This window comes from Streptomyces sp. NPDC060000 (assembly GCF_042737375.1).
In the GTDB taxonomy this organism is placed as follows: Bacteria; Actinomycetota; Actinomycetes; order Streptomycetales; family Streptomycetaceae; genus Streptomyces.
The window spans coordinates 1-23,880 of the sequence record NZ_JBHWUU010000081.1; the positions used below are offsets into that span (position 1 = coordinate 1).

The 23,880-nt window shown below is 70.6% G+C and carries 24 protein-coding genes and 1 pseudogene; 20 read left to right on the plus strand and 5 right to left on the minus strand.

Going from position 1 to position 23,880, the window contains the following annotated elements:
- From ACFWBB_RS33695 to ACFWBB_RS33705, 3 genes are all read right to left on the minus strand, one after another.
- A partial coding sequence (locus ACFWBB_RS33695; RefSeq protein WP_385280175.1) for a tetratricopeptide repeat protein occupies window positions 1-2,997 on the minus strand: 2,997 nt, incomplete at its 3' end.
- A gap of 275 nt (window positions 2,998-3,272) precedes the next feature.
- Window positions 3,273-3,689, minus strand: a complete 417-nt coding sequence (locus ACFWBB_RS33700; RefSeq protein ID WP_385280178.1) for a hypothetical protein — start codon at window positions 3,687-3,689, stop codon at window positions 3,273-3,275.
- A gap of 360 nt (window positions 3,690-4,049) precedes the next feature.
- On the minus strand, window positions 4,050-5,747 hold the full coding sequence (locus ACFWBB_RS33705; RefSeq protein WP_385280181.1) for a chitinase: 1,698 nt from the start codon (window positions 5,745-5,747) through the stop codon (window positions 4,050-4,052).
- Window positions 5,748-5,931: 184 nt separating this feature from the next.
- Here ACFWBB_RS33705 and ACFWBB_RS33710 point away from each other — a divergent pair, with 184 nt between their 5' ends.
- The 8 genes from ACFWBB_RS33710 (at window position 5,932) to ACFWBB_RS33745 (ending at window position 12,961) form a co-directional block, all read left to right on the plus strand.
- Window positions 5,932-6,867, plus strand: a complete 936-nt coding sequence (locus tag ACFWBB_RS33710; protein ID WP_385280184.1) for a hypothetical protein — start codon at window positions 5,932-5,934, stop codon at window positions 6,865-6,867.
- A gap of 64 nt (window positions 6,868-6,931) precedes the next feature.
- The gene (cpaB, locus tag ACFWBB_RS33715; protein ID WP_385280187.1) at window positions 6,932-7,639 is read left to right on the plus strand and encodes a Flp pilus assembly protein CpaB; all 708 of its coding nucleotides are present in this window, start codon (window positions 6,932-6,934) and stop codon (window positions 7,637-7,639) included.
- Between the two features lie 13 nt (window positions 7,640-7,652).
- Window positions 7,653-8,912 carry a CpaE family protein gene (locus ACFWBB_RS33720; protein ID WP_385280190.1) on the plus strand — a complete coding sequence of 420 codons (1,260 nt, stop codon included), beginning with the start codon at window positions 7,653-7,655 and terminating at the stop codon, window positions 8,910-8,912.
- Between the two features lie 5 nt (window positions 8,913-8,917).
- A complete protein-coding gene (locus tag ACFWBB_RS33725) occupies window positions 8,918-9,298 on the plus strand; it encodes a TadE/TadG family type IV pilus assembly protein (protein WP_385280193.1) in 381 nt (126 codons plus the stop codon).
- 139 nt (window positions 9,299-9,437) lie between these two features.
- Window positions 9,438-9,752, plus strand: coding sequence for a TadE/TadG family type IV pilus assembly protein (locus tag ACFWBB_RS33730; RefSeq protein WP_385280195.1), 315 nt, complete (start codon window positions 9,438-9,440; stop codon window positions 9,750-9,752).
- 16 nt (window positions 9,753-9,768) lie between these two features.
- Window positions 9,769-11,106, plus strand: a complete 1,338-nt coding sequence (locus ACFWBB_RS33735; RefSeq protein WP_385280198.1) for a CpaF family protein — start codon at window positions 9,769-9,771, stop codon at window positions 11,104-11,106.
- Window positions 11,107-11,111: 5 nt separating this feature from the next.
- A complete protein-coding gene (locus tag ACFWBB_RS33740; protein ID WP_385280201.1) occupies window positions 11,112-12,056 on the plus strand; it encodes a type II secretion system F family protein in 945 nt (314 codons plus the stop codon).
- Window positions 12,057-12,073: 17 nt separating this feature from the next.
- Entirely contained in the window at window positions 12,074-12,961 is an 888-nt protein-coding gene (locus ACFWBB_RS33745) for a DUF5936 domain-containing protein (protein WP_385280204.1), read from the plus strand.
- Here the strand turns inward: ACFWBB_RS33745 and ACFWBB_RS33750 are convergent.
- Window positions 12,958-13,356, minus strand: a complete 399-nt coding sequence (locus ACFWBB_RS33750) for a hypothetical protein (RefSeq protein ID WP_385280207.1) — start codon at window positions 13,354-13,356, stop codon at window positions 12,958-12,960. The two genes, ACFWBB_RS33745 and ACFWBB_RS33750, sit on opposite strands and share 4 nt — an antisense overlap.
- Before the next feature lie 88 nt (window positions 13,357-13,444).
- Here ACFWBB_RS33750 and ACFWBB_RS33755 point away from each other — a divergent pair, with 88 nt between their 5' ends.
- From ACFWBB_RS33755 to ACFWBB_RS33780, 6 genes are all read left to right on the plus strand, one after another.
- Window positions 13,445-14,644, plus strand: coding sequence for a sensor histidine kinase (locus tag ACFWBB_RS33755; RefSeq protein WP_385280296.1), 1,200 nt, complete (start codon window positions 13,445-13,447; stop codon window positions 14,642-14,644).
- Window positions 14,644-15,435: a response regulator gene (locus ACFWBB_RS33760; RefSeq protein ID WP_385280210.1), complete on the plus strand. Its 792-nt coding sequence runs from the start codon at window positions 14,644-14,646 to the stop codon at window positions 15,433-15,435. Before ACFWBB_RS33755 ends, ACFWBB_RS33760 begins: the two co-directional genes overlap by 1 nt.
- Window positions 15,436-15,555: 120 nt before the next feature.
- Complete coding sequence (locus ACFWBB_RS33765; protein ID WP_385280214.1) at window positions 15,556-15,792, plus strand: Flp family type IVb pilin; 237 nt, start codon at window positions 15,556-15,558, stop codon at window positions 15,790-15,792.
- The gene (locus ACFWBB_RS33770) at window positions 15,789-16,388 is read left to right on the plus strand and encodes a pilus assembly protein TadG-related protein (protein ID WP_385280298.1); all 600 of its coding nucleotides are present in this window, start codon (window positions 15,789-15,791) and stop codon (window positions 16,386-16,388) included. The genes ACFWBB_RS33765 and ACFWBB_RS33770 overlap by 4 nt, the downstream gene beginning before the upstream one ends.
- A 34-nt stretch (window positions 16,389-16,422) precedes the next feature.
- A complete protein-coding gene (locus tag ACFWBB_RS33775; RefSeq protein ID WP_385280217.1) occupies window positions 16,423-17,007 on the plus strand; it encodes a hypothetical protein in 585 nt (194 codons plus the stop codon).
- A gap of 8 nt (window positions 17,008-17,015) precedes the next feature.
- Window positions 17,016-17,630: an OmpA family protein gene (locus ACFWBB_RS33780; RefSeq protein WP_385280221.1), complete on the plus strand. Its 615-nt coding sequence runs from the start codon at window positions 17,016-17,018 to the stop codon at window positions 17,628-17,630.
- A 7-nt stretch (window positions 17,631-17,637) separates the two neighbouring features.
- Here the strand turns inward: ACFWBB_RS33780 and ACFWBB_RS33785 are convergent, their stop codons facing one another.
- The gene (locus ACFWBB_RS33785; protein WP_385280224.1) at window positions 17,638-18,210 is read right to left on the minus strand and encodes a dihydrofolate reductase family protein; all 573 of its coding nucleotides are present in this window, start codon (window positions 18,208-18,210) and stop codon (window positions 17,638-17,640) included.
- 81 nt (window positions 18,211-18,291) lie between these two features.
- Between ACFWBB_RS33785 and ACFWBB_RS33790 the strand changes: the two genes are divergently transcribed.
- From ACFWBB_RS33790 to ACFWBB_RS33815, 6 genes and pseudogenes are all read left to right on the plus strand, one after another.
- On the plus strand, window positions 18,292-18,669 hold the full coding sequence (locus ACFWBB_RS33790) for a DUF192 domain-containing protein (protein WP_385280226.1): 378 nt from the start codon (window positions 18,292-18,294) through the stop codon (window positions 18,667-18,669).
- Between the two features lie 106 nt (window positions 18,670-18,775).
- Window positions 18,776-18,914 (plus strand): annotated as a pseudogene (locus ACFWBB_RS33795) (SAM-dependent methyltransferase); the annotation flags it as partial.
- A gap of 602 nt (window positions 18,915-19,516) precedes the next feature.
- The gene (locus ACFWBB_RS33800; RefSeq protein WP_385280229.1) at window positions 19,517-20,290 is read left to right on the plus strand and encodes an isoprenyl transferase; all 774 of its coding nucleotides are present in this window, start codon (window positions 19,517-19,519) and stop codon (window positions 20,288-20,290) included.
- Between the two features lie 333 nt (window positions 20,291-20,623).
- Complete coding sequence (locus ACFWBB_RS33805; protein ID WP_385280232.1) at window positions 20,624-21,949, plus strand: PhoH family protein; 1,326 nt, start codon at window positions 20,624-20,626, stop codon at window positions 21,947-21,949.
- A gap of 421 nt (window positions 21,950-22,370) precedes the next feature.
- Window positions 22,371-23,045 carry a transglycosylase SLT domain-containing protein gene (locus tag ACFWBB_RS33810; RefSeq protein ID WP_385280235.1) on the plus strand — a complete coding sequence of 225 codons (675 nt, stop codon included), beginning with the start codon at window positions 22,371-22,373 and terminating at the stop codon, window positions 23,043-23,045.
- A gap of 58 nt (window positions 23,046-23,103) precedes the next feature.
- Complete coding sequence (locus tag ACFWBB_RS33815) at window positions 23,104-23,826, plus strand: transglycosylase SLT domain-containing protein (protein ID WP_385280238.1); 723 nt, start codon at window positions 23,104-23,106, stop codon at window positions 23,824-23,826.
- Window positions 23,827-23,880: the final 54 nt, after the last annotated feature.

Consider the following 23,880-nt stretch of genomic DNA (forward strand, 5'->3'; position numbering starts at 1 on the left):
GGGGTGGTCTTCGCCGAGCACCCGCACCCGGTCGGTGAGGGCCTGTTCCAGCAGGGGGACGGCCCGGCCCAGATCCCCCGCCGACGCGTAGGCGGCGGCGAGGTCGCTGTGGGCGGCGAGGGTGTCGGGGTGGTCTTTGCTCAACACGCGTAACCGGTCGGTGAGGTTCTGCTCCAGCAGGGGGACGGCCCGGCCCGGGTCCCCCGCCGACGCGTAGGCGGCGGCGAGGTTGTGGCGGGAGGTGAGGGTGTTGGGGTGGTTGGTACCCAGCGCCCGCTCGGTGTCGGTGAGGTTCTGCTCCAGCAGGGTGACGGCCCGGCCCGGGTCCCCCGCCGTCTGGTAGGCGGTGGCGAGGTTGTCGCGGGAGGTGAGGGTGTCGGGGTGGTCTTCGCCGAGCACCCGCACCAGGTCGGTGACGTTCTGCTCCAGCAGGGTGACGGCCCGGCCCGGGTCCCCCGCAGACGCGTAGGCGGCCGCAAGGTTGCTGCGGGAGGTCAAGGTGGAGGGGTGGTCTTCGCCGAGCACCCGCACCAGGTCGGTGACGTTCTGCTCCAGCAGGGTGACGGCCCGGCCCAGATCCCCCGCCGACTTGTAGGCGGCGGCGAGGTCGTGGCGGGAGGCGAGGGTGTCGGGGTGGTCTTCGCCGAGCACCCGCACCCGGTCGGTGAGGGCCTGTTCCAGCAGGGGGACGGCCCGGCCCAGATCCCCCGCGGCCCGGTACGCGGCGGCGAGGTTGCTGCGGGCGGCGAGGGTGTTGGGGTGGTTCTCGCCGAGCACCCGCACCCGGTCGGTGAGGTTCTGGTCCAGCAGGGGGACGGCCCGGCCCAGATCCCCCGCCGACGCGTAGGCGATGGCGAGGTTGTTGCGTGAGGTGAGGGTGTTGGGGTGGTTCTCGCCGAGCGTGCGCACCTGGTCGGTGAGGTTCTGTTCGTACAGGGCGATGGCCCGTCCTAAATCCCCCACCGACTTGTAGGCGGCGGCGAGGTTGTGGCGGGCGGTGAGGGTGTCGGGGTGGTCCTCGCCCAGCACCCGTACCAGGTCGGTGAGGTTCTGCTCCAGCAGGGGGACGGCCCGGCTCAGATCCCCCGCCGACATGTAGGCGATGGCGAGGTTGTGGCGGGAGGTGAGGGTGTCGGGGTGGTCTTCGCCGAGCACCCGCACCCGGTCGGTGAGGGCCTGTTCCAGCAGGGGGACGGCCCGGCCCAGATCCCCCGCGGCCTGGTACGCGGCGGCGAGGTTGCTGCGGGCGGCGAGGGTGTTGGGGTGGTTCTCGCCGAGCACCCGCACCCGGTCGGTGAGGGCCTGTTCCAGCAGGGGGACGGCCCGGCCCAGATCCCCCGCGGCCCGGTACGAGATGGCGAGGTCGTGGCGGGAGGCGAGGGTGTCGGGGTGGTCTTCGCCGAGCACCCGCACCCGGTCGGTGAGGGCCTGTTCCAGCAGGGGGATGGCCCGGCCCAGATCCCCCAGCGACATGTAGGCGACAGCGAGGTTGTGGCGGGAGCCGAGGGTGTCGGGGTGCTCTTCGCCGAGCACCCGCACCCGGTCGGTGAGGACCTGTTCCAGCAGGGGGACGGCCCGGCCCAGATCCCCCGCGGCCCGGTACGCGGCGGCGAGGCTGCTTCGGCAGGCCAGGGTGGCGGGGTGGTCCTCGCCCAGCTCCTGGTGGCAACCGTCGTGTGCGCGTTGCAGGTCGGTGATCGCACGGGCCACGCCGCCCTGGTTGAGGTGGAAGAGGCCGGCGTGGTTCAAGACGAGGATGGTATCGGCGGTGTCGGGGATGGTGCGGTCGGCCAGGGCGTCGATGTGCGGGATCAACCGTCGCCACGCTGTCCAGGTCCCCGGGTCCTCCGGATCCCCGGGGAGGGCGGTTCTCAGCAGCGCGGCGGCCTGGTCGCGGGCATGGGCGATCGCGGCGGGGAGGCGGTGCGGGTCGTCGGGGTCGGGGGTGCGGGTGACGGCCTGTACCAGGCGGTGGACTGCCAGCCGGTCGAAGGTCTGTGGGTCGGTGCGGTCGGCCGGGGTGCGGGTGAGCATGTTGTAGGCGGCCAGCTTCCCGATCGCCTCGCCCAGGCCCGGCTGAGGGGCCATCGGGTCGAGCAGGCCGGTGGGGATCGCGTCGGGGGCGTACCACGCCAGCACCCGCAGGATCTCCCCGGCGAGCGGGGTGTTCTCGGTCAGCCGGTCCAGGGTGATGTGCCAGATCCGGGCGATCGTGCGCTTGGACTTGGTGTCCTCGTCTCCGCTCTTGTACAGGGCGGCCGGGTGGTCGGCCAGCTCCCGCAGATAGTCGCGGGCGCTGGGTGGGTCCTGGGGCTGGTTCTGTGCGATGTATGCCCCGGCCTGGGCGATGGCCAGCGGCAGGTAACCCAGTTCCCCGCAGAGCTCGGCGCCCCCGTCCAGGGTGCCGGGCGTGGTGCCGATGGTGGCGGCCAGCAGGGCGAGGGCCTCGTCCGGCTTGAGCACGCCCAGGCGTACGACCGTAGCGCCGATGAGGTTCCAGTTGATCGCCCTGCGGCTCGTGATCAGGAACCGGCCCGTCCCGGTGTCGAGATCGTCCAGCAGTGCGCTGATGTCGCCCCGGGCGTTGACGTTGTCCAATACCAGCAGCCATCCGTCGTGGGTGGCCAGCCACTCCTTCGCACGCTCGGCCAGCACCTCGGAGGGCAGGACGGCGAACTCGGGTTGGGGGTCGAGCTTCTCAGCGAACTTTTGCAGGCCCGCCTCGACCTCGGCCCCGGTCTCGGCGTTGATCCACACCACCTGTGTGTACCGCCGCGCGTGCAGCCGCACGTACTCGGCCGCCAGTGCGCTCTTGCCGATGCCCCCCAGGCCGTGCACCGCCTGCACCACCACCCCGGGCCCGCTGCTTGCCAGCGCACGCTCCAGGCCGGCCAGTTCCTCGCCGCGTCCCACGAACCCCCAGACGCGGGCGGGGAGTCCCACGGGCATGGCGGTCGCCGGCAGCTCGGCGGCCGGAGTCAGTGGCCTCGGGGCCACGGTGGTCTGATGGACCGGCGAATTGTCCCCCGTGGTGATCGGCGCGTTGTTGTCACCGCCGACGGTTACCGACCGCTCACCCGGACCCGCGTCCGGCTCCCGGGGCGCGGGGGCTGCCGGGTCGGAGCCCGAGTTGGAGCCCGGGTCCGGGTTCGGGTCGGAGCCCGAGTTGGAGCCCGGGTCGGTGCCCGTCTCCGAGCCCGGGTCAGAGGAAGGGGCAGAGGAAGGGGCAGAGGACGATCCGAAATCCGTGTCGGAGGGCGGGCCGGCCGCGCTCATCGCGCATTCCGGATCGGGGAATTGTCGCCGGTGGAGATCGGCGCGTTGTTGTTCCCGGCGATGGCGACCGACCTGGTACCGGTCGCGCCGGCCTGCGCGGCGGGCGGCAGCATTCCGGCCAGCTCGGTGACGAGCTCCGGGTTCCGCTCCAGGATCTTGCGGACCTGCAGGCGCAAGGCCGCCACCGCGTCCGGGTCCTCCCCGCCTGCGGCGGCGAGGTCGGTCACGGCCGATTCCAGTTGTCCGGGCTGCGGGGCGCGCCGCAGGATCCTGTCCAGTAATCGCGGGCCCAGGGTTGCCGTGGCGTCCACCGCCGCCTCCTGCGCCCGGGTGAGCACCGCCGTCCCGTACGCGACCACCGCCGTGCTGATCACCGGCACGACCTGGCCGACGATCACCTCTACCTCGGACATGACAACCCCCGTCACCACACAGCTAACACATTGTCAGGAAAGCCTCAAAGCTTAACCACGCGCCCCTCGCTTCTGCGAGACCCCGGAACCGGCCGACCGCACTCGGCGCCGGCAGTCCGGCATCCGCACCGGGTCCCTCTCGAACGCCTCCCGCGTGCCGGAGACGCACTGGTACACGTTCTCCGAGAAGGCGGCCGTATGCCTTGCTGCCGTGATGCCGCCGTCGAGAGCAATGGGCGACGCGGCATCACGGCAGAGCCCGAACAGCCTTCACAGGTCACAGGCCACAGGCCGCGGCCCCGCAGAACACCGGCCCGCAGAACACCGGCCCACAGAACACCGGCCCGCAGGCCACCTGCCCTACGGCAGCCCGTGCACGTGCGGGCCCACGGACGCCGACCACGCGTTCCCCGCCGTCGCGTCCCAGTTCGTCGACCAGGTCATCGCGCCCCGCAGGTCGGGGTAGGTCTTCGAGGGTTTGAAGGAGCCGCAGTTCGTGCCCCTGGCCAGGCAGTCCAGAGCGTTGTCGACCACGGAGGGGGAGACGTATCCGCTGCCCGCGCCGCTCGTGGAGGCCGGCAGGCCGAGGCCCACCTGGGAGGGGGACAGGCCGCCCTCCAGCTGGATGCAGGCGAGCGCCGTCAGGAAGTCCACCGAGCCCTGCGAGTAGACCTTGCCGTCGCAGCCCAGCATCGAACCGCTGTTGTAGTACTGCATGTTGACGACCGTGAGGATGTCCTTCACGTTCAGCGCCGTCTGGAAGTACCCGTTCGACGTGGACTGCATGTCGATCGTCTGCGGGGCCATCGTCAGGACCAGCCCCGACCCGGCCTTCGACGCCAGTGACCGCAGCGCCTGCGACATGTACGTCGGGTTCAGACCGTTCTCCAGGTCGATGTCGACGCCGTCGAAGCCGTACGTCCGCATCGCGGTGTACACCGAGTTCGCGAAGTTCGCCGCGGACGTCGGGTCGCTCACGGACACGGTGCCGTTCTGGCCGCCCACCGAGACGATGACCTTCTTGCCGGCCGCCTGCTTCGCCTTGATGTCCGCCTTGAACTGGTCCACCGTGTAGCCGCCCAGGCCGGCCGAGTCCAGGTTGAAGGTCACGGCGCCCGGTGTCGCCGTCGCGTCCGCGAAGGCCACGGCGATGATGTCGTACTGGGAGGAGACGCCGGAGATCCGCTGGACGGTCGCGCCGTTGTCGAAGTTCTGCCAGTAGCCCGTCACGGCGTGCTTGGGCAGCGTGCCGCCCCCGGTGCCGCCGGTGGTCGTCGTCGCGGTGACCGCCGCCGACTTCACCGACTCGCCCGCCGCGTTCGTCGCCGTGACCTGGAAGCCGTACGACGTCGAGGCGGCCAGGCCGGTCACGGTCGCCGAAGTCCCCGTCACCGCCGCGACCTTGGTGCCGGTGCGGTAGACGGAGTAGCCCGTCGCGCCGGACACCGCGTTCCACGAGAGGGAGACGGACGACGAGGTCGTACCGGAGACGGCCAGGCCGCCCGGCGCGGCCGGGACCGTCGGGGCGGGGTCGCCGCCCCCGCCGCCGTCGGGGCCGTACACCGACACGTCGTCCGCGTAGTACGCGGCCTGGCCGTACCAGCCGTGCGTGTACACCGTCACCGAGGTGGTCGAAGCGCCCGCGGTGAAGGTCGTCGACAGCTGTTTCCAGGCCGACGAGTCCGGCGTCCAGGTCGAGACGTCCGTGGTGCCCGTGCCGGTCACGCCCAGGTAGGAGTAGCCGCCCCGCACCCACGCGCTCAGCGTGTACGTCGAGTTGGGCTTCACGGCCACGGTCTGGGCGCATCGGGCGTTGTCCTGTTCGGCCGGTGTCGCCTTCAGCGCGGCCGCGCCGCCGTGCGCCGGTGACGAGACGGTGGTACCGCTGCCCGCCGAACAGGTCCAGCCGGCCAGGCCGGACTCGAAGCCCGCGTTCTTGGCGTTGTTCAGGTCCGCGGCGGACGCCTGAGCCGCGCCCGTCACGGACAGGGCGAGTGCGGCGGCCATGACGCCCGCGGCTCCCGACCGGAGTCGTGTCTTTCGTTTTAGTGGGGACATGACAGTAAGTTGGTCCAGACCAATTCTGTTGTCAAGGGGTCCGGTCGTGGAGGGCCGGTGCAGGCCGGACGTGCGCAACCTGCCCCGGTTTGCTGTGACTTGCGCGAAGAAGAGTTGCTTGCCAGTCACGGAAAGCTGTTCTCCGGCCACAGGGGCGTGGATACAGTGCTGAGGTAGTCACGCAATGAAGTCACCCCGGTGCACCGGAGTAACGCCGGTGGGCCGGACCGCGGGAATCGGGGAGCTGCGCGTGCCAACAGCCATTGCAGTGACCGGAGCCGACCTGGCGCTGCCGCCGCAGGACGAACGCACCGTGCCCGCCGCCGTTCTCGCCGGCCTCGACCAGCAGCCGCTGGACGACGCCCTCGCCGCCGTCCAGGCCCTCGTCGATCAGTACGGACACGTGATCGTCGTGTACTCGCGGGCCGTGCCCGCCGCCGTGGAGCAGCGACTGCACACCGTCCGCTCCCTCCTGGAGAGCGACCGCATCGCGCTGTTCCGCCCCGACCTTCCCCCGCTCGCGGTGGCAGTCCTCGCCCGCCAGCTGCGTCAGCTGGCCACCTGCGACCTCGGCCCCGGCGTGCTCGCCTCCGCGGGCCGGCTGCTCACCCACTACCTCCACGCGGGCGCGCTGCTCGGCTCGGTCGCCCGCCTGGACCGGGTGCCCGTGGTCGGCCTCAAGTCGCATGCCAGGTCGTGGGTTCCGGGTAGTCAGTTCGGTGTGCTCGCCCATCCGCAGCCGGAACTGGTGAAGGCCGGCCCCGAGACGACCCTGCCAGGACCCGAGTTCGGCACCTGGCTGCTGGTGGCCCGCGGGCAGGTGCAGTCCGACTGGGTCACCGAGGTCCTCGCCCCCGCCTGGAAGGTCCAGGGGCTGCGCGAGACGCACCTGCCCGCCGAGTCCGCCGACTGGTGGGGCACCGGCAAGGCGATCGAGTTCTGCGCCTACCTGCCCGACCTGTCCGTCCTGTACCAGCTGGTCACGTCGGTCCGGCAGAGCGTGTGCCACTGGTGCGGCATCGACGTCATCGGTGACCGCTGCGTCTTCTGCTCCGCGACCGCGCCGCCCGCCTCCGAACTCACCGCCCGTCCCGCCCGCGCGCTCACCGCGGGCGGCTGATCAGCTCGATCCGTACGCCGGTTCCCGTCCGCTCGACCCGACCCCCAACGAGGTTGCACGGCTCATGAACTCCCGTCAGCGCCGCGGCGTGATTCTCCTGCTCCTGTCGGTCCTGTGCGCCCTCGGCGCGTTCGCCGGCGTCCTCTCCGTCATCAACGACGTGAAGTCCAAGGTCGGCCCCGAGGTCACCGCGTACGAGCTGCGCTCCGACGTGGCGCCCTACACCACCCTGAGCGCGAGCCAGTTCAAGAAGATCGAGATGCCGGAGCGCTGGCTGTCGGAGAACGCCGTCACCGACCTCGCCGCCATCCGAGGCAAGATCGCCGTGACGACGCTGAAGAAGGGCTCCCTGCTCCAGAGCGACATGATCGTCGAGCAGCCCGCCCTTCAGCCGGGCCAGCAGGAGGTCGCCATCATGGTCGACGCGGCCACCGGCGTGGCCGGCAAGATCACCCCGGGGTCGTCGGTCAACGTCTACGCCACCTTCGAGGGCGCCCGGGAGAGCGACCCCGACCAGTCGAAGATCATCGTCACCAACGCCCGGGTCCTCGACGTCGGCGAGATCAAGGCCCTCGAACCGGACGAGGACAAACGCAGCCAGTCGCCCACCGACGCGGTCCCCATCACGTTCGCGCTGTCCACCCTCGACGCCCAGCGCATCACGTACGCCGAGTCCTTCGCCAAGCGCGTCCGCCTCGCCCTCGTCGCACCCGGCGGCGCCACCACGGTCCCCGACCAGGACCGTACCTACGAACTCGTCACGGACAAGTGAGAGGCCGCCGCCCATGCCCACGAGGATCCTTCCGGCCGTCGGCGACGCGGACGCGGTCCGTTCCCTCACCACCCTGCTCAGCCAGCTCCCGGACGCCGAACCGGTCGCCCCGGTGTCCGACTCCACCCAGCTCGTGGACACCCTCGCCCGGCTCGCCGCCGAGTCGGTCGACGAACTGCCCGAGGTCGTCGTCGTCCACGAACGCATCGGCCCCGTACCGGCGCTGGAGCTCGTCCGGGAGGTCGCCCTGCGCTTCCCCGCGGTCGGCGTCATCCTCGTCACCACCGACGTGGGGCCCGGCCTGTTCGCCGCCGCCATGGACGCCGGCGCCCGGGGCCTGGTCACCCTCCCGCTGAGCTACGAGGATCTCGCGAACCGCGTGCAGGCCGTCGCCCAGTGGTCGGTCGGCGTACGACGTCATCTCGGCCACGGCGGCGACGTGTTCACCGGCGTCGGCGGCACCGTCGTCACGGTCAGCGGCGCGAAGGGGGGCGTGGGCGCCACCCTGACGGCCGTCCAACTCGCGCTGGCCGCCCAGGCGTCCGGCCGCCCCACCGCCCTCGTCGACCTCGACCTCCAGTCCGGCGACATCGCCTCCTACCTGGACGTCCAGTTCCGCCGCTCGGTCGTCGACCTGGCCGCCATCACCGACATCTCGCCCCGCATCCTCGCAGAGGCCGTCTTCCGCCACGAGACCGGAGTGGCCCTCCTCCTCGCCCCCGGCGAGGGCGAACGCGGCGAGGAGGTCACCGACCGGGCCGCCCGCCAGATCATCGGCGCCCTGCGCGCCCGCTACGAGGTCGTCGTCGTGGACTGCGGCGCCCAGCTGAGCGGTGCGGGCGCGGCCGCCGTCGAACTGGCGGAGCGGGCCCTGCTCGTGACCACCCCCGACGTGGTCGCCGTGCGCGGCGCCAAACGCACCGTGCGCATGTGGGACCGGCTCCAGATCCGCAAGGCCGAGGAGACGACCGTCGTCGTCAACCGCCACACCCGGAGTACGGAGATCCAGCCCCCGCTCATCCAGAAGATCACCGGCACGGCGATGGCCGCGACCACGGTCCCCGCCAACTTCCGGGAACTCCAGGCCGCGGTCGACGCCGGCCGGGTGCACGCCCTCGATGCCAAGGGCTCCGTCCGCCAGGCCCTGTGGGCGCTCGCGGGGGAGCTCGGGCTGGTCAGGGCGCCGGAGACCGCCCTCGTACGCAGGCCCGGCGGCCGGGTCCTCCGCGGCGGGGACCGGGGCGCGGCCGGGTTCCGGCGGCGGAGGGAGTGAGCGGGATGCGGAGAGTTCGGGCGCGCGACCGGGGCCAGGTCACCATCGAGTTCCTCGGCATGACACCACTGATCGTCGTGACCCTGGTGGTGGTGTGGCAGTTCGTCCTCGTGGGGTACACGTTCACGCTCGCGGGGAATGCTGCCGACGAGGCGGTGCGGGCGGGTACGGCGGCGCACCGAGGGGAGCGGCAGGCAGTGTGCGAACAGGCGGGGCTGGACAAGCTGTCGGACGCGTGGCGCTCCGGGGCCACGGTGAGCTGCTCGTCCTCTGGATATGTGACGGCGGACGTCGCCCTCGAGGTCCCCGTTCTCTTCCCCGGGACCATCGACTTCCCGTTTACGGTGCACGGTCACGCGGGCGCCGTCGAGGAAGAGGACGACTGAGATGCCTGGGACGAGGTCGAGGAAGAGGACCACTGAGATGCCTGGGACGAGATCCGGGAAGAGGCTGGGGAAGAGGTCCGGCGCGAGGCCCGGTGCGAGGTTCGGCCGCAACCGCAGGAGCGGCGACGACCGAGGTCAGGTGGCCCTGGAGTACCTCGGGTTCCTGCCCCTGCTGCTGCTGGTCGCGCTGGGCGCCGTACAGCTCGGCCTGATCGCCTACGGCGCCCAGCAGGCGGGCACGGCGGCCCGTACCGGGGCACGCAGCGCGTCCCTCGACGGGGACGTCCAGGGCGACTGCCAACAGGCGGCCAGCAGTTGGCTGAACGCGAGCTGCGACCCCGCGTTCCTCGGCGACGAGGTGCGGGTCACCTCCACCGTCACCATCCCGTCCGTGATCCCCGGCGTCGGGGACTTCGAGGCGCACAGGGCGGCCACGATGCCGGTCGACCACTGAGGGAAGGGCATCCGACATGAGCCTGCGGGCACGCATCACCTCGCCCGAGGAGAACGGCGGCCGGGCCGAGGACGGCCACCTCGTCTCCTCCTACCGCGCCAAGCTGCTGGAGGAGATCGACCTCGCCGAGATGAGTTCGCTGGCGGCCGCCGAGCGCCGGGCGCGGCTGGAGCGGGTGCTGGGGCACATCATCAGCCGCGAGGGCCCCGTCCTGTCGACGACGGAACGTTCACAGCTGATCCGCCGGGTCGTCGACGAGGCCCTGGGCCTGGGCATCCTGGAGCCCCTCCTCGAGGACGCCTCGATCACCGAGATCATGGTGAACGGCCCCGACACGATCTTCGTCGAACGGGGCGGCAGGGTGGAACAACTCCCCATCCGCTTCGCGTCGAACGACCAGCTGATGCAGACGATCGAACGCATCGTCTCCACGGTCAACCGCCGTGTCGACGAGACCAACCCGATGGTCGACGCGCGGCTGCCGTCGGGTGAACGGGTCAACGTCATCATCCCGCCCCTGTCGCTGACCGGCCCCACCCTCACCATCCGCCGCTTCCCGCGCTCCTTCACCCTCCATGAACTGATCGGCTTCGGCTCGCTGGACGAGCAGATGCTGTACCTGCTGGCGGGCCTGGTGCAGGCCAAGTTCAACGTGATCGTCTCGGGCGCGACGGGCACCGGCAAGACGACCTTGCTGAACGCGCTCTCCGGCCTGATCCCGGACGGCGAACGCATCATCACCATCGAGGACTCGGCGGAACTCCAGCTCCAGCAGTCGCACGTCATCCGCCTGGAGTCACGCCCCCCGAATGTCGAGGGAAGCGGCCGCATCACCATCCGCGACCTGGTCCGCAACTCGCTGCGGATGCGCCCGGACCGGATCGTGGTCGGCGAGGTCCGCGGCGGCGAGTCGCTCGACATGCTCCAGGCGATGTCGACCGGCCACGACGGCTCGCTGGCCACGGTCCATGCCAACAGCGCGGAGGACGCCCTGATGCGCCTGCAGACCCTCGCCTCGATGTCGGACGTCGAGATCCCCTTCGTCGCGCTGCACGACCAGATCAACAGCGCCGTGGACGTCGTCGTCCAGCTCACCCGTTTCGCCGACGGCGCCCGCCGCATCACCGAGATAGCCCTGCTCGACAGCCACGGCGGAGAGCCCTACCGGCTGGCGACGATCGCCCGCTTCAACGCCCGGCCGATGGCCGCCGACGGCCGCGTCCACGGCGCCTTCGAGTACTTCCCCCTCCCGCGCCGCACCGCCGACCGCCTGTACATGGCGAGCCAGCCGATCCCGCAGGCGTTCGGGGTGGCGCGCGAGGCACACGAACTCACGACAAGGGAAGCCCGGTAACGCCGATGGACCTCGAGACCCTGATCACCCTCACCACCGGCGTGACCGTCCTGACCTGCGCCCTGGCCGTCGCGGGCCTGCACGCGTACGGGCAGGGCCGGGCCCGGCGGGCGGAGCTGGTCGAACGCCTCTCCTACACCGGCCAACTCCCCGGCACCGGCCGCCGACGCCGCTTCCGCACCCTGGACCGACGACTGCGCCGCACGACGACGGGCCGCAAGCTGGAACTGAAACTGGCGGCGACCGGCCTGGACGTGACGCCCGGCGAGTTCTTCGTCCACATGCTGGCGGCGGTGGCCGGCCTGTGGCTGATCGGCCAGGCCACCCTGGCCCCCTTCTTCGGCCCGATCGCCGGTCTCCTGGGTCTCTGGGCGGCCTGGCAGTTCCTCAACTGGCAACGTCAGAAACGCATCGAGAGGTTCATCAACCAACTCCCCGAACTGGCCCGCATCCTGGCCAACGCCACCCACGCGGGCCTGGCGCTGCGCACCGCGATCGGCATGGCGGCGGAGGAGCTGGAGGCCCCGGCGGGTGAGGAACTGGCGAAGGTCGCCAACCAGTTGGCCGTCGGCCACTCCATGGACGACGCCCTGGGCGAACTCGCCGACCGTCTCCCCTCCCGCGAGCTGGTCGTCCTCGTCACCACCCTGGTCCTCTCCAACCGCGCGGGCGGCCAGGTCGTCGGAGCCCTGCGCAACCTGACGGAGACCCTGGAGGAACGCAAGGAGACCCGGCGCGAGGTACGGACCCAGCTGTCACAGGTGAACATGACGTCCTACGCGGTGCCGGCCCTGGGGGTCGGGGCGTTGTTCCTCATGAACAGCGTCGAGGACGGCACGCTGGACCGGATGACGGGATCGCCCGTCGGCCAGGCCTGCGTGATCATCGCCTTCGGCCTGTACGCGGTCGGCTTCGTCCTCATCCGCCGTATGTCCCGTATCGACGTCTGAGCAGGAGGGCACAGGGGATGGAACTTCTGCTCGCACTCGCCGTGGGTCTCAGCGTCTGGGGCATGTTCGCCGGCATCCGCATGTACCGGGCCGACGTGAAACTGCCGACCGACCTCGCGCTCGCCCTGGAGGTCGGCTCGACCCGGACCGGCGCCGTGGGCTCGCTCGTCGACCGCATGGGCATGCGGTACGCCCCCGCCGTCCTGCGGCTGATGGGCCCCAAACAGGTCACCCGGTACCGGCGCAGGATCGACCTCGCGGGCAACCCGGGCGGCCTGACGATCGACCGCTACGCGGCCCGGCGCGCGGTCTACGGGGGGATCGGCGCCCTCGGCGCGTTCGCCGCGCTGCTCCAGGGCAGCTTCTTCGTCGCGCTGCTCATGCTCGCCTTCGGCGTGTTCTGGTCCGAGGTCGGCATCTGGTCCGCGATCCGGGTCCGCAAGGACGCCATCGAACGGACCCTGCCGGACTTCCTCGACGTGCTGGCCGTGGTCGTGAGCGCGGGCCTCGGCTTCCGGCAGGCCCTCGACCGGGTGGCGTCCAGGTACGAAGGCCCCTGGGCGGACGAGATCCGCATCACGCTGCGTCAGATGGACCTCGGCGTGAGCCGCCGCGAGGCCTTCCAGGAACTGCGCCGTCGCAACGACTCCGAGCAGGTCGCCATGTTCGTCACGGCGCTCCAGCAGGGCGAGGAGCTCGGCGCGCCGATCGTCGACACGCTCGTCTCGATCGCCAAGGACATGCGCCGGACGGACGCGCAGAACGCCCGCCGCAAGGCGGCCCGAGCGGTCCCCAAGGCCACGCTGATGATCACGACGTTCATGGTCCCGGCGACGATGCTCCTCCTCGGCGCGGGAATGCTGCTCGGCTCCGGTACGGACTTCAGCTCGATCACGGGCGACTAGGCGGACGACATGACAGCCATGACCACGGCGACGACGGGCGCGCCGGTGCCGACGGCCCCGACGGCCCCGACGGCCCCGACGGCCCCGACGGCCCCGACGGCTCCGACGGCGACGCCGAAGACGCGCGCCGGAGTGCTGAGGCGCCGCCACCCGAAGCCGCCGCACGTCAGGACACCGGCGAGCAGCGGCCCGGCGGACTCCGAGCCGGCGGACTCCGGCTCGGCGGGCAGTGGCCCGGCGGGCTCCGGGGCGGCGCCCACCGGATCGGGAGGCTTCGGCACGGCGAGCAGCGGCCCGGCGGGCACCGGGGCGGCGGGCTCCGGGGCGGCGGGCACCGGATCGGGAGGCTTCGGCACGGCGAGCAGCGGCCCGGCGGCCTCCGGGGCGGCGGGCACCGGCTCGGCCGGTTCCCAGCCGGGTGACGCTGTCGCAGGGGTGCCGATACAGGAGGACTTCTCTCTCCAGGTCAACGCCCTGCAGGCGATGTGCCGCCAGGTCTTCGGGTTCCGCCTGGCGATGATCGCGGTCGCCGCCCCAGCGGCGCTCCTCAACGCCGTCCCGGGCCTGGGCACCCGCCTGGTCGGCGCGGCCGTGGTCGTCACCTTCATGGGCTCGTACGTCCTCTTCCGCGACTGGGAACGCTTCGGCCCCCTGCTCCTGCGCCACCCCTCCCTGCTGGCCGTGGACACCCTGTTCGGCACCCTGCTGCTGATCTCGGCGGGACCGGACACCACGCTCGCCTACGTCAGCGTCTGCACCCCGCTGCTGGCCGGCGTCGTCTACGGGTGGCGGGGCGCCGCCTGTTTCGCCTCCCTCCAGTCGCTGATCCTGCTGCTGGTCCACGCGACCCTGGTGCGGGAGTCCGGCGTGAGTCTCGCCGAGAGACTGCTGCTGCCGGGCCTGTGCGTCATCACCGGTGCGATGGGCTCGTCGCTGCGCCACCTCATGCTCCGCTTCGGCGCGGCCACCCAGGCACTGACCTCCGTCAAGGCCCGCCTGGCCGGCACCGAGGCGGTCGCCGCCGAACGCGCCCGGCTGGCCCGCGAGATGCACGACTCGGTGGCCAAGACGCTGCACGGAGTGGCCCTCGCGGCGGACGCCCTGGCCCGTTCGGCGGGCTCGCCGGGCATGGACCCCGTCATCGTGCGGCAACACGCCGAACTGGTCGCCCGCGCCGCGCGCCGCGCCGCCGCCGAGTCCCGCGAACTCCTCACCGACCTCCGCCGCGAGTCCGACCCGGCGCAGGCCGTCGACCTCCTGCCCGAACTGGCCACGCACACCGACATGTTCGGGGACCGCACCGGTCTGCCGGTCACCTACCAGGCCTCCGGTGACCGTGCGACGCTCCCCGTCCCGCCCGCGGTGGCCCGTCAGCTCCTCACGATCACCTCGGAGGCCATGGAGAACGCCCACCGGCACGCGGCCCCGACCCACGTGGAGGTACGAGTGGCCGTGAACGGCGGGCTCCTCACCCTGAGCGTCCGTGACGACGGCCGTGGCCTCCCGCCCGGCGCCACCCTCGAACAGCTGCGCCGCACCGGTCACTTCGGCCTGGTCGGCATGGTCGAGCGGGCCGCCTCCGTCGGCGCCCGCATCCGCATCGGCCACGGCCACGACTCCCGGGGCACCGAGGTGCGCCTGGAACTGCCACTGGCCGCCCTCACCGGAGAGGAGGTCGTCTGATGCCCGACCGACCGCCCCACCGCCCCGGCGCCGAGCAGCCGCTCTTCCCGCCGCCACCCCGGCCCGCCCCCGTGCGCGTGGTCGTGGCCGACGACAACCCGGTGGTCCGCGCGGGCCTGACCGCCCTGCTGTCCGGCCGGGAGGACATCACCGTCGTCGCGGAGGCGTCGGACGGCCGCGAGGCCTGCGAGGCGGCCCTCCGCCACCGCCCCGACGTCGTCCTCCTGGACGTCCGCATGCCCAACGTGGACGGCCTCTCGGCCCTGCCCCACCTGACGGGGATCGCCCGGGTCGTGATGCTGACGTACAGCCACGAGCCCGAGATCGTCCAGGCGGCTCTGCGTGGAGGGGCCGGGGGCTACCTGGTCCACGGGGAGTTCACCGTGGAGGAACTGGTGTCGGCGGTGCGGGACGTCACCCGGGGCCGGGCCCACTTCACCCCGACGGCGGCGACGGCGGTACTGGCGCACCTACGGAGCGATGCGACTGCACACGCCGAACCGGACCCATCTCCCCTATTTTCCCTGACTTCCACGGAAGCGCTTTCGCAGTTGCAACCAATCGTGAGACAGTCGTCCTCGGTATCAAGGGCGAGGTTCCGACTCAGCGCGAGGGAGGCGGAGATCATGGACCTCATCGTGTCGGGCATGAACAACCAGCAGATCGCCGCCGCCTGCTTCATCAGCGAGAAGACGGTCAAGAACCACATCAACCGCATCTTCGCCAAGCTGCACAGCAGCAGCCGCTCCGAGGCCGCGGCCAAGTGGCTGGGCACGGCGGTGACCTCATGAGACTCCGACGGACACGCCGCCGGACCACCGACTGGGCCCGGAATTGGGCCCAGGGGCCCTTCTCCGAGGCGGACGCACGGTCATACGTTGCCTGTCACGCCACCAACGGAGAGGAACGCCATGAGCGACCTGCTGCTGAAGACCGCCGTCGCGGCCAAGGTCCGGGTGAGCGGCTGGAAGAACACGACGGCGCAGGCCGTACGCCGCCGCGCCGACAACGACAGGGGTCAGACCGCCGTCGAGTACCTCGGCATCATCGCGGTGGTGGTGGCGATCGTGGTACTCATCGCCAACACGAACCTTGGGCAGACGATCGTCGACAAACTCACGCAGCAGATCGACAAGGTGGCTCCCTGACACGACTTCGCGCGCGCGGCGACTCAGGGCAGGTCTTCCCCATCTACATCACGGTGGTGGCGGGCCTGCTCTTTCTGGCGTTCGCGTACTTCGCGGTGGGCCAGGCGGCGGTGAACCGCAACGGTGCCCAGACCGCGGCGGACGCGGCGGCGCTGGCGGCGGCGCAGGAGACGAGAGATCAGTTGGCGGGCTTGTGGGTCGATGCCGTTCGCGATCCGACGAAGTGGCAGGAGATTTTCGCCGGCATCGGAGCGGCTGACGATACGTGCTGGCGTGCCTATGAGCTCGCCGGGCAGAACGACGCCAGCGTGGATGATTGTGATTCGGAGCGCCTTCGTTCCACGGTCGCGGTGCAGACGAACAAGACCGCAGGGACCTCCGTGATCCCCGCTACGAGCACCAAACGGGCGCACGCTTCAGCCACTGCCGTAATCGAGTCGCTGTGCACATTCGTACCCCTTGACCAGAATGCCCCGGACGACGTGCTGCCGAAGCTCACCTGCAAGGACGGGAAGGAATGGGACCTGGATCCCACGGACCTTGAGGTGCTGCCCAGTCCCAAGGACCTCTTCGACGTCCACCTGGCCAACGACTGACGCGCGAACGACAAGTGGTGAAGGAAGCGGAGTGATGAGCATGCGGTTCACGGCGAAAGCCTGCAGGGGGATGGCCGCGTTGGCCGTCGTGTCCGGGTTGGCTCTCGGCGCCACCGCCTGTGGTGGCGGCGGGGGCGACGACGACAAGAAGCCGCAGAGCTCCTCGTCCGCCTCCGAAGCAGGTGAATCGCAGCAGAACACTCAGGAAGGGCAGTCCGACGAGCCCATGGCCGAACTGAAGGGCCCGAGCGGGCTCCTGCTGCAGATCACCGGCGCCGTACGGGACTCCGGCGGTTTCGTCACCGTCAACGGAGCCCTGAAGAACGACAGCGGGTCGTCGGTCGTCATCCCCTCAGCCCTGAGCGGCAACGAGACCGAAATCATCAACAACGGACGATCTCTCGGCGGCGCCACCCTCGTCGACTCGAAGAGCAAGAAGCGCTACTACGTCCTGCGCGACACCGAAGGCCGGCCCCTCACAACGACAGGCTTCTCCTCCCTCAAAGCCGGCGACTCCATCGACGTCTTCCTCCAGTTCCCCGCGCCCCCCGCGAGCTCGACCGACGTCTCCTTCCAACTCCCGCTGTTTCCCAGCGGGGTCATCAAGATCTCCGGGTGAGGCCGACCATGACCCCACGTCTCACTCTGGTGGTGGCCGTGGCCACCCTCGTGATCAGCGGCGTGGCCCCCGCCGCCGAAGCCGACACCACGCCCAGCGTCCCGCCCGGCACCGAACCCACCGCCACCGCGCCCGTGAAGGTCGACCCCAACGACCCCGACCTCAAGCTCCCCGAGGGCGGCACCCTCGCGGAGCCCAAGGTGCTCGACATCAAGCAGGTCGTCGAGGACGAGGCGGGTGACGAACGCCGGGAGGACACCAACGCGGACGTGACCTTCGCGCTCCAGGCCGAGGTGCTCTTCGGCAAGGACAGCGCGAAACTCGGCGCGGCGGCGAAGGCCCGGATCAACACCATCGCCGAGGAGATCAAGAAGCAGAACACCACCGTGGTCCGGGTCTTCGGCTTCACGGACAACCTGGGTTCCTCCGCGCACGGCGACGTCCTGTCGAAGCAGCGGGCGGACGCCGTCCAGGCGGAACTCGCGGGCGACCTGAACGACCCGAACATCACCTTCGAGGTGCGCGGCTACGGCGAGCAGTACCCCATCTCCGACAACTCCACCGAGGCCGGCCGCAAGAAGAACCGCCGGGTGGAGGTCACGTTCCCCCGCACGACGGGCTGACCCGCGCCTACCGGGACGCGGCTTCTCGCCGGTAGTGCAGCAGTACGACCCCGTTGCCGAAGGTGTGGGACCTGACGAGGTCGAGGGAGGTGAGGGTGTCGGCGTGGGGGAACAGGGGTGTGCCGCGGCCGATGAGGACCGGGTGGACGCAGAGGTGGATCTCGTCGACGAGGTCGTGGCGGAGGAAGGTCGCGGCGAGATCGGCGCCGCCGAGGCCCAGGTCACCGCCCGGCTGTCGCTTGAGCGTGTCGACCTCCTGGGGGTCGACCTCCCGGACGATCGTCGTGTTCCAGTCGGCGTGCCGCAGGGTCCGGGAGTACACGTACTTCGGGATGTCCCGCCAGATGCCGGCGAACTCGGCCATGGACGCCGGAACGTCCGGGTCGGCGTCGGCCGTGGGCCAGAACCCGGCCATCAGTTCGTGGGTGACCCGGCCGCTGAGCAGCCCGCCCAGCCCACGGACGGTGTCGTTGAAGTACTGGTGGAGTTCCTCGTCGACGCGATGCCAGGAGATGTCGCGACCGGGGCCCTCGATGTACCCGTCGAGAGACGCCGACATCATCAGGACGATCTTGCGCATCACGCACCTCGCTGGTTCGGCATGCGGCGGACTCACCGGACGCTGGGAAGGGTAGGCCGTACAGGACGCGAAAGGTGGGACATGAGGCGTTGGCGTGACGGGCGGGGCCGGTTGACGGTGCACGGGGAGGCCGGGGCGATCGCGACCGTCCCGCTGGAGGTGGCCGCCTCCTTCCGGGCCCGCACCAAGGGCCTCCTGGGCCGGGACTCCGTCGAAGGCGCGCTGTTGCTGTCGCCCGCTTCCGGTGTCCACACCTTCCGCATGCGCATCCCCATCGACGTCGCCTACCTGACCCGCGACCTCACCGTCCTCGCCGTCCGCACGATGCCCCCCGGCCGCCTGGGCCGGCCGCGCCTGCGCGCCCGGCACGTCCTGGAGGCGGAGGCGGGGGTCATGGCGGGGTGGGGTGTGCAGGCGGGGGCGCGGGTCACGGTCGACGTCGTACGACCCGCTCGGTGACCGTGCGGGTCACGGTCGACGTCGTTCGACCCGCTCGGTGACCGTCCGGCTGCGGGAAAGCACCGGCGTCCACCTGCTCCCTCTGCGACGATTCCCTCCACTCCCGCGCAAGGCGGTGTGGATGGTCCCGGGCTTCACGGTGGAGGCCTACCGGCCCCAACTCCGCGCCCTGCACGAGCAGATCTAGGCCGACGGGCCCTTCGTCGCACAGCACCCGCCACCTCTTCGAGGCCCGCCGCCCGTAACGCGCAATGCGGCGGCAACGCGTGCGCGCCGAGCGCGTCGCGACGGCGGCCCCCGGGACCGCCGTCGACCGCCCTTCCGTGAATTTGGCCAGGAACCGCCCTCTGCCTCCCGCGCTCGGCCGCCGCCTCCCGGAGTCCAGGCATCGAGGGGCCGCGCGGTGCTACCCGCGTCAAGCAGACGTTCGTGTCCGGGTAGCCCGTCGGGGGGATGCGCGGACAAGTGGCCGACCAGGGCTCAAGCCTCTCCAAAACCTCTACTTCCCCCGGCAATCGGGTCCATTCTCCTAGGAATCGGCTGCGTTCCGGCCATGAACCACTCAGAACCATGCCTTCCGCGGCCACCATGGCGTTGTCGGGCGACTCCGGAGAGTAGTTGTGGCGCGCCGATGCGCGCAGCATCACTTACGAAGGGTTATGGTGGAAACCCCCCCTCGGGCCGGTCCGTCTCCCCCCCACGGACCGGCCCGTTTTTTTGTCTCCGGTGCGGGCGCCGCTGCCGCCCCCGGGTCCGGCGGCCCCTTCACCCCCGTCAACGGCACAGGCCCCACAGGGGTAGGCTGCGCCTCGCGGGGACCGCACCGTACGGAGGGGCTGACAATCACGTGAACCTGCGCGACAAGCTGCGCGGCCTTCTGGTCAGGCTGTACGCACGCCGGGTGGAAGGTCACCTGGACCACGCTCAGGTGCCGAAGCACATCGGCGTCATCATGGACGGCAACCGCCGCTGGGCGAAGGCCGCGGGTTCCACCACCGAGCACGGCCACCGCGCCGGTGCGGAGAAGATCGAGGAGTTCCTCGGCTGGTGCACCGAGACGGACGTCGAGGTCGTCACCCTCTGGCTGCTGTCGACGGACAACCTCGACCGCCCCGACGACGAACTCGTCCCGCTCCTCGGCATCATCGAGGACGTCGTCCGCACCCTCGCCGCCGACGGCCGCTGGCGCGTGCACCACGTCGGCACCCCCGACATCCTCCCCTCCCACGTGCAGACCGCGTTGAAGGTCGCCGAGGAGTCCACCTCGCACGTCGACGGGATACTGGTCAACGTCGCCATCGGCTACGGCGGCCGCCAGGAGATCGCCGACGCCGTGCGCTCGATGATCGTGGACGCGGCGGACAAGGGCACCTCGATGGAGGACCTCGCCGACTCCGTCAGCGTCGACCTGATCGGTCGCCACCTGTACACCGGCGCCCAGCCGGACCCCGACCTGGTGATCCGCACCAGCGGCGAGCAGCGGTTGTCCGGATTCATGCTGTGGCAGACGGCCCATGCGGAGTACTACTTCTGCGAGGTCTTCTGGCCGGCCTTCCGCAAGGTGGACTTCCTGCGCGCCCTGCGCGACTACGCCCTTCGGCATCGCCGTTACGGCGGCTGAGACACAAGCCGACGGACGCTCGAGGGCGTCCCGTTTACCCCCTCAGGGGCGGAAGTAACGAGGAGTTCACCGGTGCGCCGTCATATGCCGTGGCATGGCGGCGCGTGTTCGAGGGCATAAACCAAGCAGGTCGACACCCGAACCACGGGTGTCGGATCTCAGTGGACGGCACGGGGCCGTCCGCCCGGGAGGCCCTTTGCACCAGCCCGACCGTGCGGTCACGGCACGGAAGAAGCAGCGGGGGGCCGGTTCTCGGCCCGTGCGAAGCGGCCGACGACCGGTCCAGCTCCACTCCGTCGCTCCCCGACCTCATCCGAGGGGGTACGTCCTTCCGTGGTGACCAGCACAAAGCGCCGTATGCCAGACCGGCGCACCTATGTTCTCGACACCAGCGTCCTGCTGGCCGACCCGAACGCCCTGACCCGCTTCGACGAGCACGAGGTAGTGCTCCCCATCGTCGTGGTCACGGAACTGGAGGCCAAGCGGCAGCATCCGGAACTCGGCTACTTCGCCCGGCAGGCACTGCGCCTGCTGGACGACTACCGGGTGAAGTTCGGTCGCCTCGACGCCCCCATCCCGATCGGGGAACTCGGCGGCACCGTCCGTGTCGAGCTCAACCACTCGGACCCCAGCGTGCTGCCTTCCGGCTACCGCCTGGGTGACAACGACTCCCGCATCCTCGCGGTCGCCCGCAATCTCCAGGCCGAGGGTTTCGACGTCACGGTCGTGTCGAAGGACCTCCCGCTCAGGATCAAGGCGTCCTCGGTCGGCCTCCTCGCGGAGGAGTACCGCGCCGAACTCGCCATCACGGGCTCCTCCGGCTGGACCGGAATGTCCGAACTGACCCTGTCCGGTGAGCAGGTGGACATCCTCTTCGAGGAAGGGCACATCCATGTGCCCGAGGCCGCCGACCTTCCCGTGCACACCGGTCTGACCATCCAGTCGGAGCGGGGCAAGGCCCTGGGCCGGGTCACCGCCGAGGGCGACGTCCGGCTCGTGCGCGGCGACCGTGAGGCCTTCGGCATCAAGGGCCGCAGCGCGGAGCAGCGCATCGCGCTCGATCTGCTGCTCGACCCGGACGTCGGGATCCTGTCGATGGGCGGCCGGGCCGGCACCGGCAAGTCCGCGCTCGCGCTCTGCGCCGGTCTGGAGGCGGTTTTGGAGCGCCGCCAGCACCAGAAGGTGATGGTCTTCCGGCCGCTGTACGCGGTGGGCGGGCAGGAGCTGGGCTATCTGCCCGGTTCCGAGGCCGACAAGATGGGCCCCTGGGCGCAGGCCGTCTTCGACACGCTGTCCGCGGTCACCAGCCGCGAGGTCATCGAGGAGGTCACCGCGCGCGGGATGCTGGAGGTCCTGCCCCTGACCCACATCCGGGGCCGCTCCCTGCACGACGCCTTCGTGATCGTCGACGAGGCACAGTCCCTGGAGCGGAATGTGCTTCTCACCGTGCTGTCCCGGATCGGCGCGAATTCCCGGGTCGTTCTGACCCACGATGTCGCGCAGAGGGACAATCTGCGGGTCGGGCGTTACGACGGTGTGGTCGCCGTCGTCGAGAAACTGAAGGGGCATCCGCTCTTCGCGCACGTCACGCTGAACCGGTCCGAGAGGTCCCAGATCGCGGCGCTTGTGACCGAAATGCTGGAGGATGGGCAGATCTGAATGACCCGCCCCGATTGATGGGGGCTAAGCGGTAGTTGGCGCCGTCCGGCAAAGGCAGTGAGCCTAGCCGGGCGGCGTCGCCATGTGTGAGGGTTTCGCGAAATCCCATGGGTCCAAACAGGTGTGAGCTTTCACACGCAACTCGGAATTGCCCTGCGCGGTCTGGTTACGGCAAAGTCTCAGTCCTGTCAGGCCCCGCATGCGACACATCTGTGCCCCCAGCAATACGGCACCGCTTGAGCATCACCTTCAACTCCATACTGACCGTCGCATGCCGCCCGTGCACCATGTGGCGCTTCCTCACCGGGAGTTGCCCACCGGGCCCGTGTCTCCTGTGACCCCGTAGTTCGGAGACCAGCGTCAAGGGCACGATTGCGTCCGCCAGGGTCACCGAAGCGGGCGATGCTGGAAGGAAAACCGTGTGAGCCGGATCTCGGTCCGGGGATTCGCAGTGGCCTCGGCCACGGCGGTCACCGCTGTCGGAAGCGTCGTCGGCGTTGCCTCGGGCAGTGTCGCGCAGGCCAACGACGCAGAAGCGACGGCAAGCGACGCGACGCTCCTCGCCGACATACCTGCGGGCCAGCAGGCCCAGGTGCAGACGGCGTCCCTCACGCAGCAGGCCAACGTACAGGCCATCGCCGCGGACGAGGGCGCGAAGAAGGATGCCGAGGAGACGGCCCGCAAGGCCGCCGCCAAGTCGGCGATCGCGAAGAAGGAGGCCGCCGAGAAGGCTGCCAAGGACCGCGCGGAGGCCAAGGCCAAGGCCAGCCGCAGCGCGGGCGACTTCCCGATCCGGAGCTCCTACTCCATCGCGCAGATCCAGGCCATGGCGACGCAGATGGTGCCCAGCGGCCAGTTCCAGTGCTTCAGCAACATCGTGGACCACGAGTCCAGCTGGAACTACCACGCCGTGAACGCCTCCTCCGGTGCCTACGGACTCTTCCAGGCGCTGCCCGCCGGTAAGTACGCGTCCGCCGGTTCCGACTGGCAGACCAACCCGGCCACCCAGATCAAGTGGGGCCTGAACTACATGGACAGCCGGTACGGCAGTCCCTGTGAGGCGTGGTCGTTCTGGCAGGCCAACCACTGGTACTGAGCCCGCGCGGCCCTGGTCGTTCAGCCTTCCACCCGACGGCACAACAGAAGGAAACCGCGTGAGCCGGATATCGGCCCGGGGATTCGCCGTGGCCTCTGCCACCGCGGTCACCACTGTGGGCGCTGTCATGGGAGTCGCCCAGGGCAGCGTGGCCCAGCCCAACGACGACGCCGAGGCGACGGCGGGCGAATCGACCCTCCTCGCCGACTTACCCGTAGGGCAGCAGGCCGAGGTACAGACGGCCTCGCTGACGCACCAGGCCGACGTCCAGGCCATCGCCGCGGACACCACCGCAAGGAAGACGGCGGAGGAATCCGCCCGCAAGCAGGCGGCCAAGGACGCGGTGGCCAAGCAGAAGGCCGCCGTCGCCAAGGCGGAAGCCGCCAAGGCCGCCAAGGCCGCCAAGGACAAAGCGGCCGCGGAGACCAAGGCGGCCACCGAGGTCGAATCGACGTCGGCGGCCGGGGACTTCCCGCAGCAGGCGTCGTACACCGTCGCCGAGGTCCAGGCGATCGCACGCGGGATGGTGCCCAGCGGCCAGTTCCAGTGCTTCAGCAACATCGTGGACCACGAGTCCACCTGGAACTACCAGGCGGTGAACGCCTCGTCCGGCGCCTACGGTCTCGTCCAGGCCTATCCCGGCTCGAAGATGTCGTCCGCGGGCGCCGACTGGCGGACCAACCCGGCCACCCAGATCAAGTGGGGCCTGAACTACATGAACGACCGCTACGGCAGTCCCTGCGACGCCTGGAACTTCTGGCTGGCCAACGGCTCATACTGAGCCGGAGCCGCCGCGGCCGCTCAACCTTGCGCAGCCCCTCCCCGTCCTAGGGGA

What these genes read in the sequence shown, in the direction of transcription:
- ACFWBB_RS33700 (WP_385280178.1), bottom strand. Translation starts at nt 3,689, where the DNA reads ATGTCCGAGGTAGAGGTGATCGTCGGCCAGGTCGTGCCGGTGATCAGC.
- ACFWBB_RS33705 (WP_385280181.1), bottom strand. Translation starts at nt 5,747, where the DNA reads ATGTCCCCACTAAAACGAAAGACACGACTCCGGTCGGGAGCCGCGGGC.
- ACFWBB_RS33710 (WP_385280184.1), top strand. Translation starts at nt 5,932, where the DNA reads ATGAAGTCACCCCGGTGCACCGGAGTAACGCCGGTGGGCCGGACCGCG.
- cpaB (WP_385280187.1), top strand. Translation starts at nt 6,932, where the DNA reads ATGAACTCCCGTCAGCGCCGCGGCGTGATTCTCCTGCTCCTGTCGGTC.
- ACFWBB_RS33720 (WP_385280190.1), top strand. Translation starts at nt 7,653, where the DNA reads ATGCCCACGAGGATCCTTCCGGCCGTCGGCGACGCGGACGCGGTCCGT.
- ACFWBB_RS33725 (WP_385280193.1), top strand. Translation starts at nt 8,918, where the DNA reads ATGCGGAGAGTTCGGGCGCGCGACCGGGGCCAGGTCACCATCGAGTTC.
- ACFWBB_RS33735 (WP_385280198.1), top strand. Translation starts at nt 9,769, where the DNA reads ATGAGCCTGCGGGCACGCATCACCTCGCCCGAGGAGAACGGCGGCCGG.
- ACFWBB_RS33740 (WP_385280201.1), top strand. Translation starts at nt 11,112, where the DNA reads ATGGACCTCGAGACCCTGATCACCCTCACCACCGGCGTGACCGTCCTG.
- ACFWBB_RS33745 (WP_385280204.1), top strand. Translation starts at nt 12,074, where the DNA reads ATGGAACTTCTGCTCGCACTCGCCGTGGGTCTCAGCGTCTGGGGCATG.
- ACFWBB_RS33755 (WP_385280296.1), top strand. Translation starts at nt 13,445, where the DNA reads ATGTGCCGCCAGGTCTTCGGGTTCCGCCTGGCGATGATCGCGGTCGCC.
- ACFWBB_RS33760 (WP_385280210.1), top strand. Translation starts at nt 14,644, where the DNA reads ATGCCCGACCGACCGCCCCACCGCCCCGGCGCCGAGCAGCCGCTCTTC.
- ACFWBB_RS33765 (WP_385280214.1), top strand. Translation starts at nt 15,556, where the DNA reads ATGAGCGACCTGCTGCTGAAGACCGCCGTCGCGGCCAAGGTCCGGGTG.
- ACFWBB_RS33775 (WP_385280217.1), top strand. Translation starts at nt 16,423, where the DNA reads ATGAGCATGCGGTTCACGGCGAAAGCCTGCAGGGGGATGGCCGCGTTG.
- ACFWBB_RS33780 (WP_385280221.1), top strand. Translation starts at nt 17,016, where the DNA reads ATGACCCCACGTCTCACTCTGGTGGTGGCCGTGGCCACCCTCGTGATC.
- ACFWBB_RS33785 (WP_385280224.1), bottom strand. Translation starts at nt 18,210, where the DNA reads ATGCGCAAGATCGTCCTGATGATGTCGGCGTCTCTCGACGGGTACATC.
- ACFWBB_RS33790 (WP_385280226.1), top strand. Translation starts at nt 18,292, where the DNA reads ATGAGGCGTTGGCGTGACGGGCGGGGCCGGTTGACGGTGCACGGGGAG.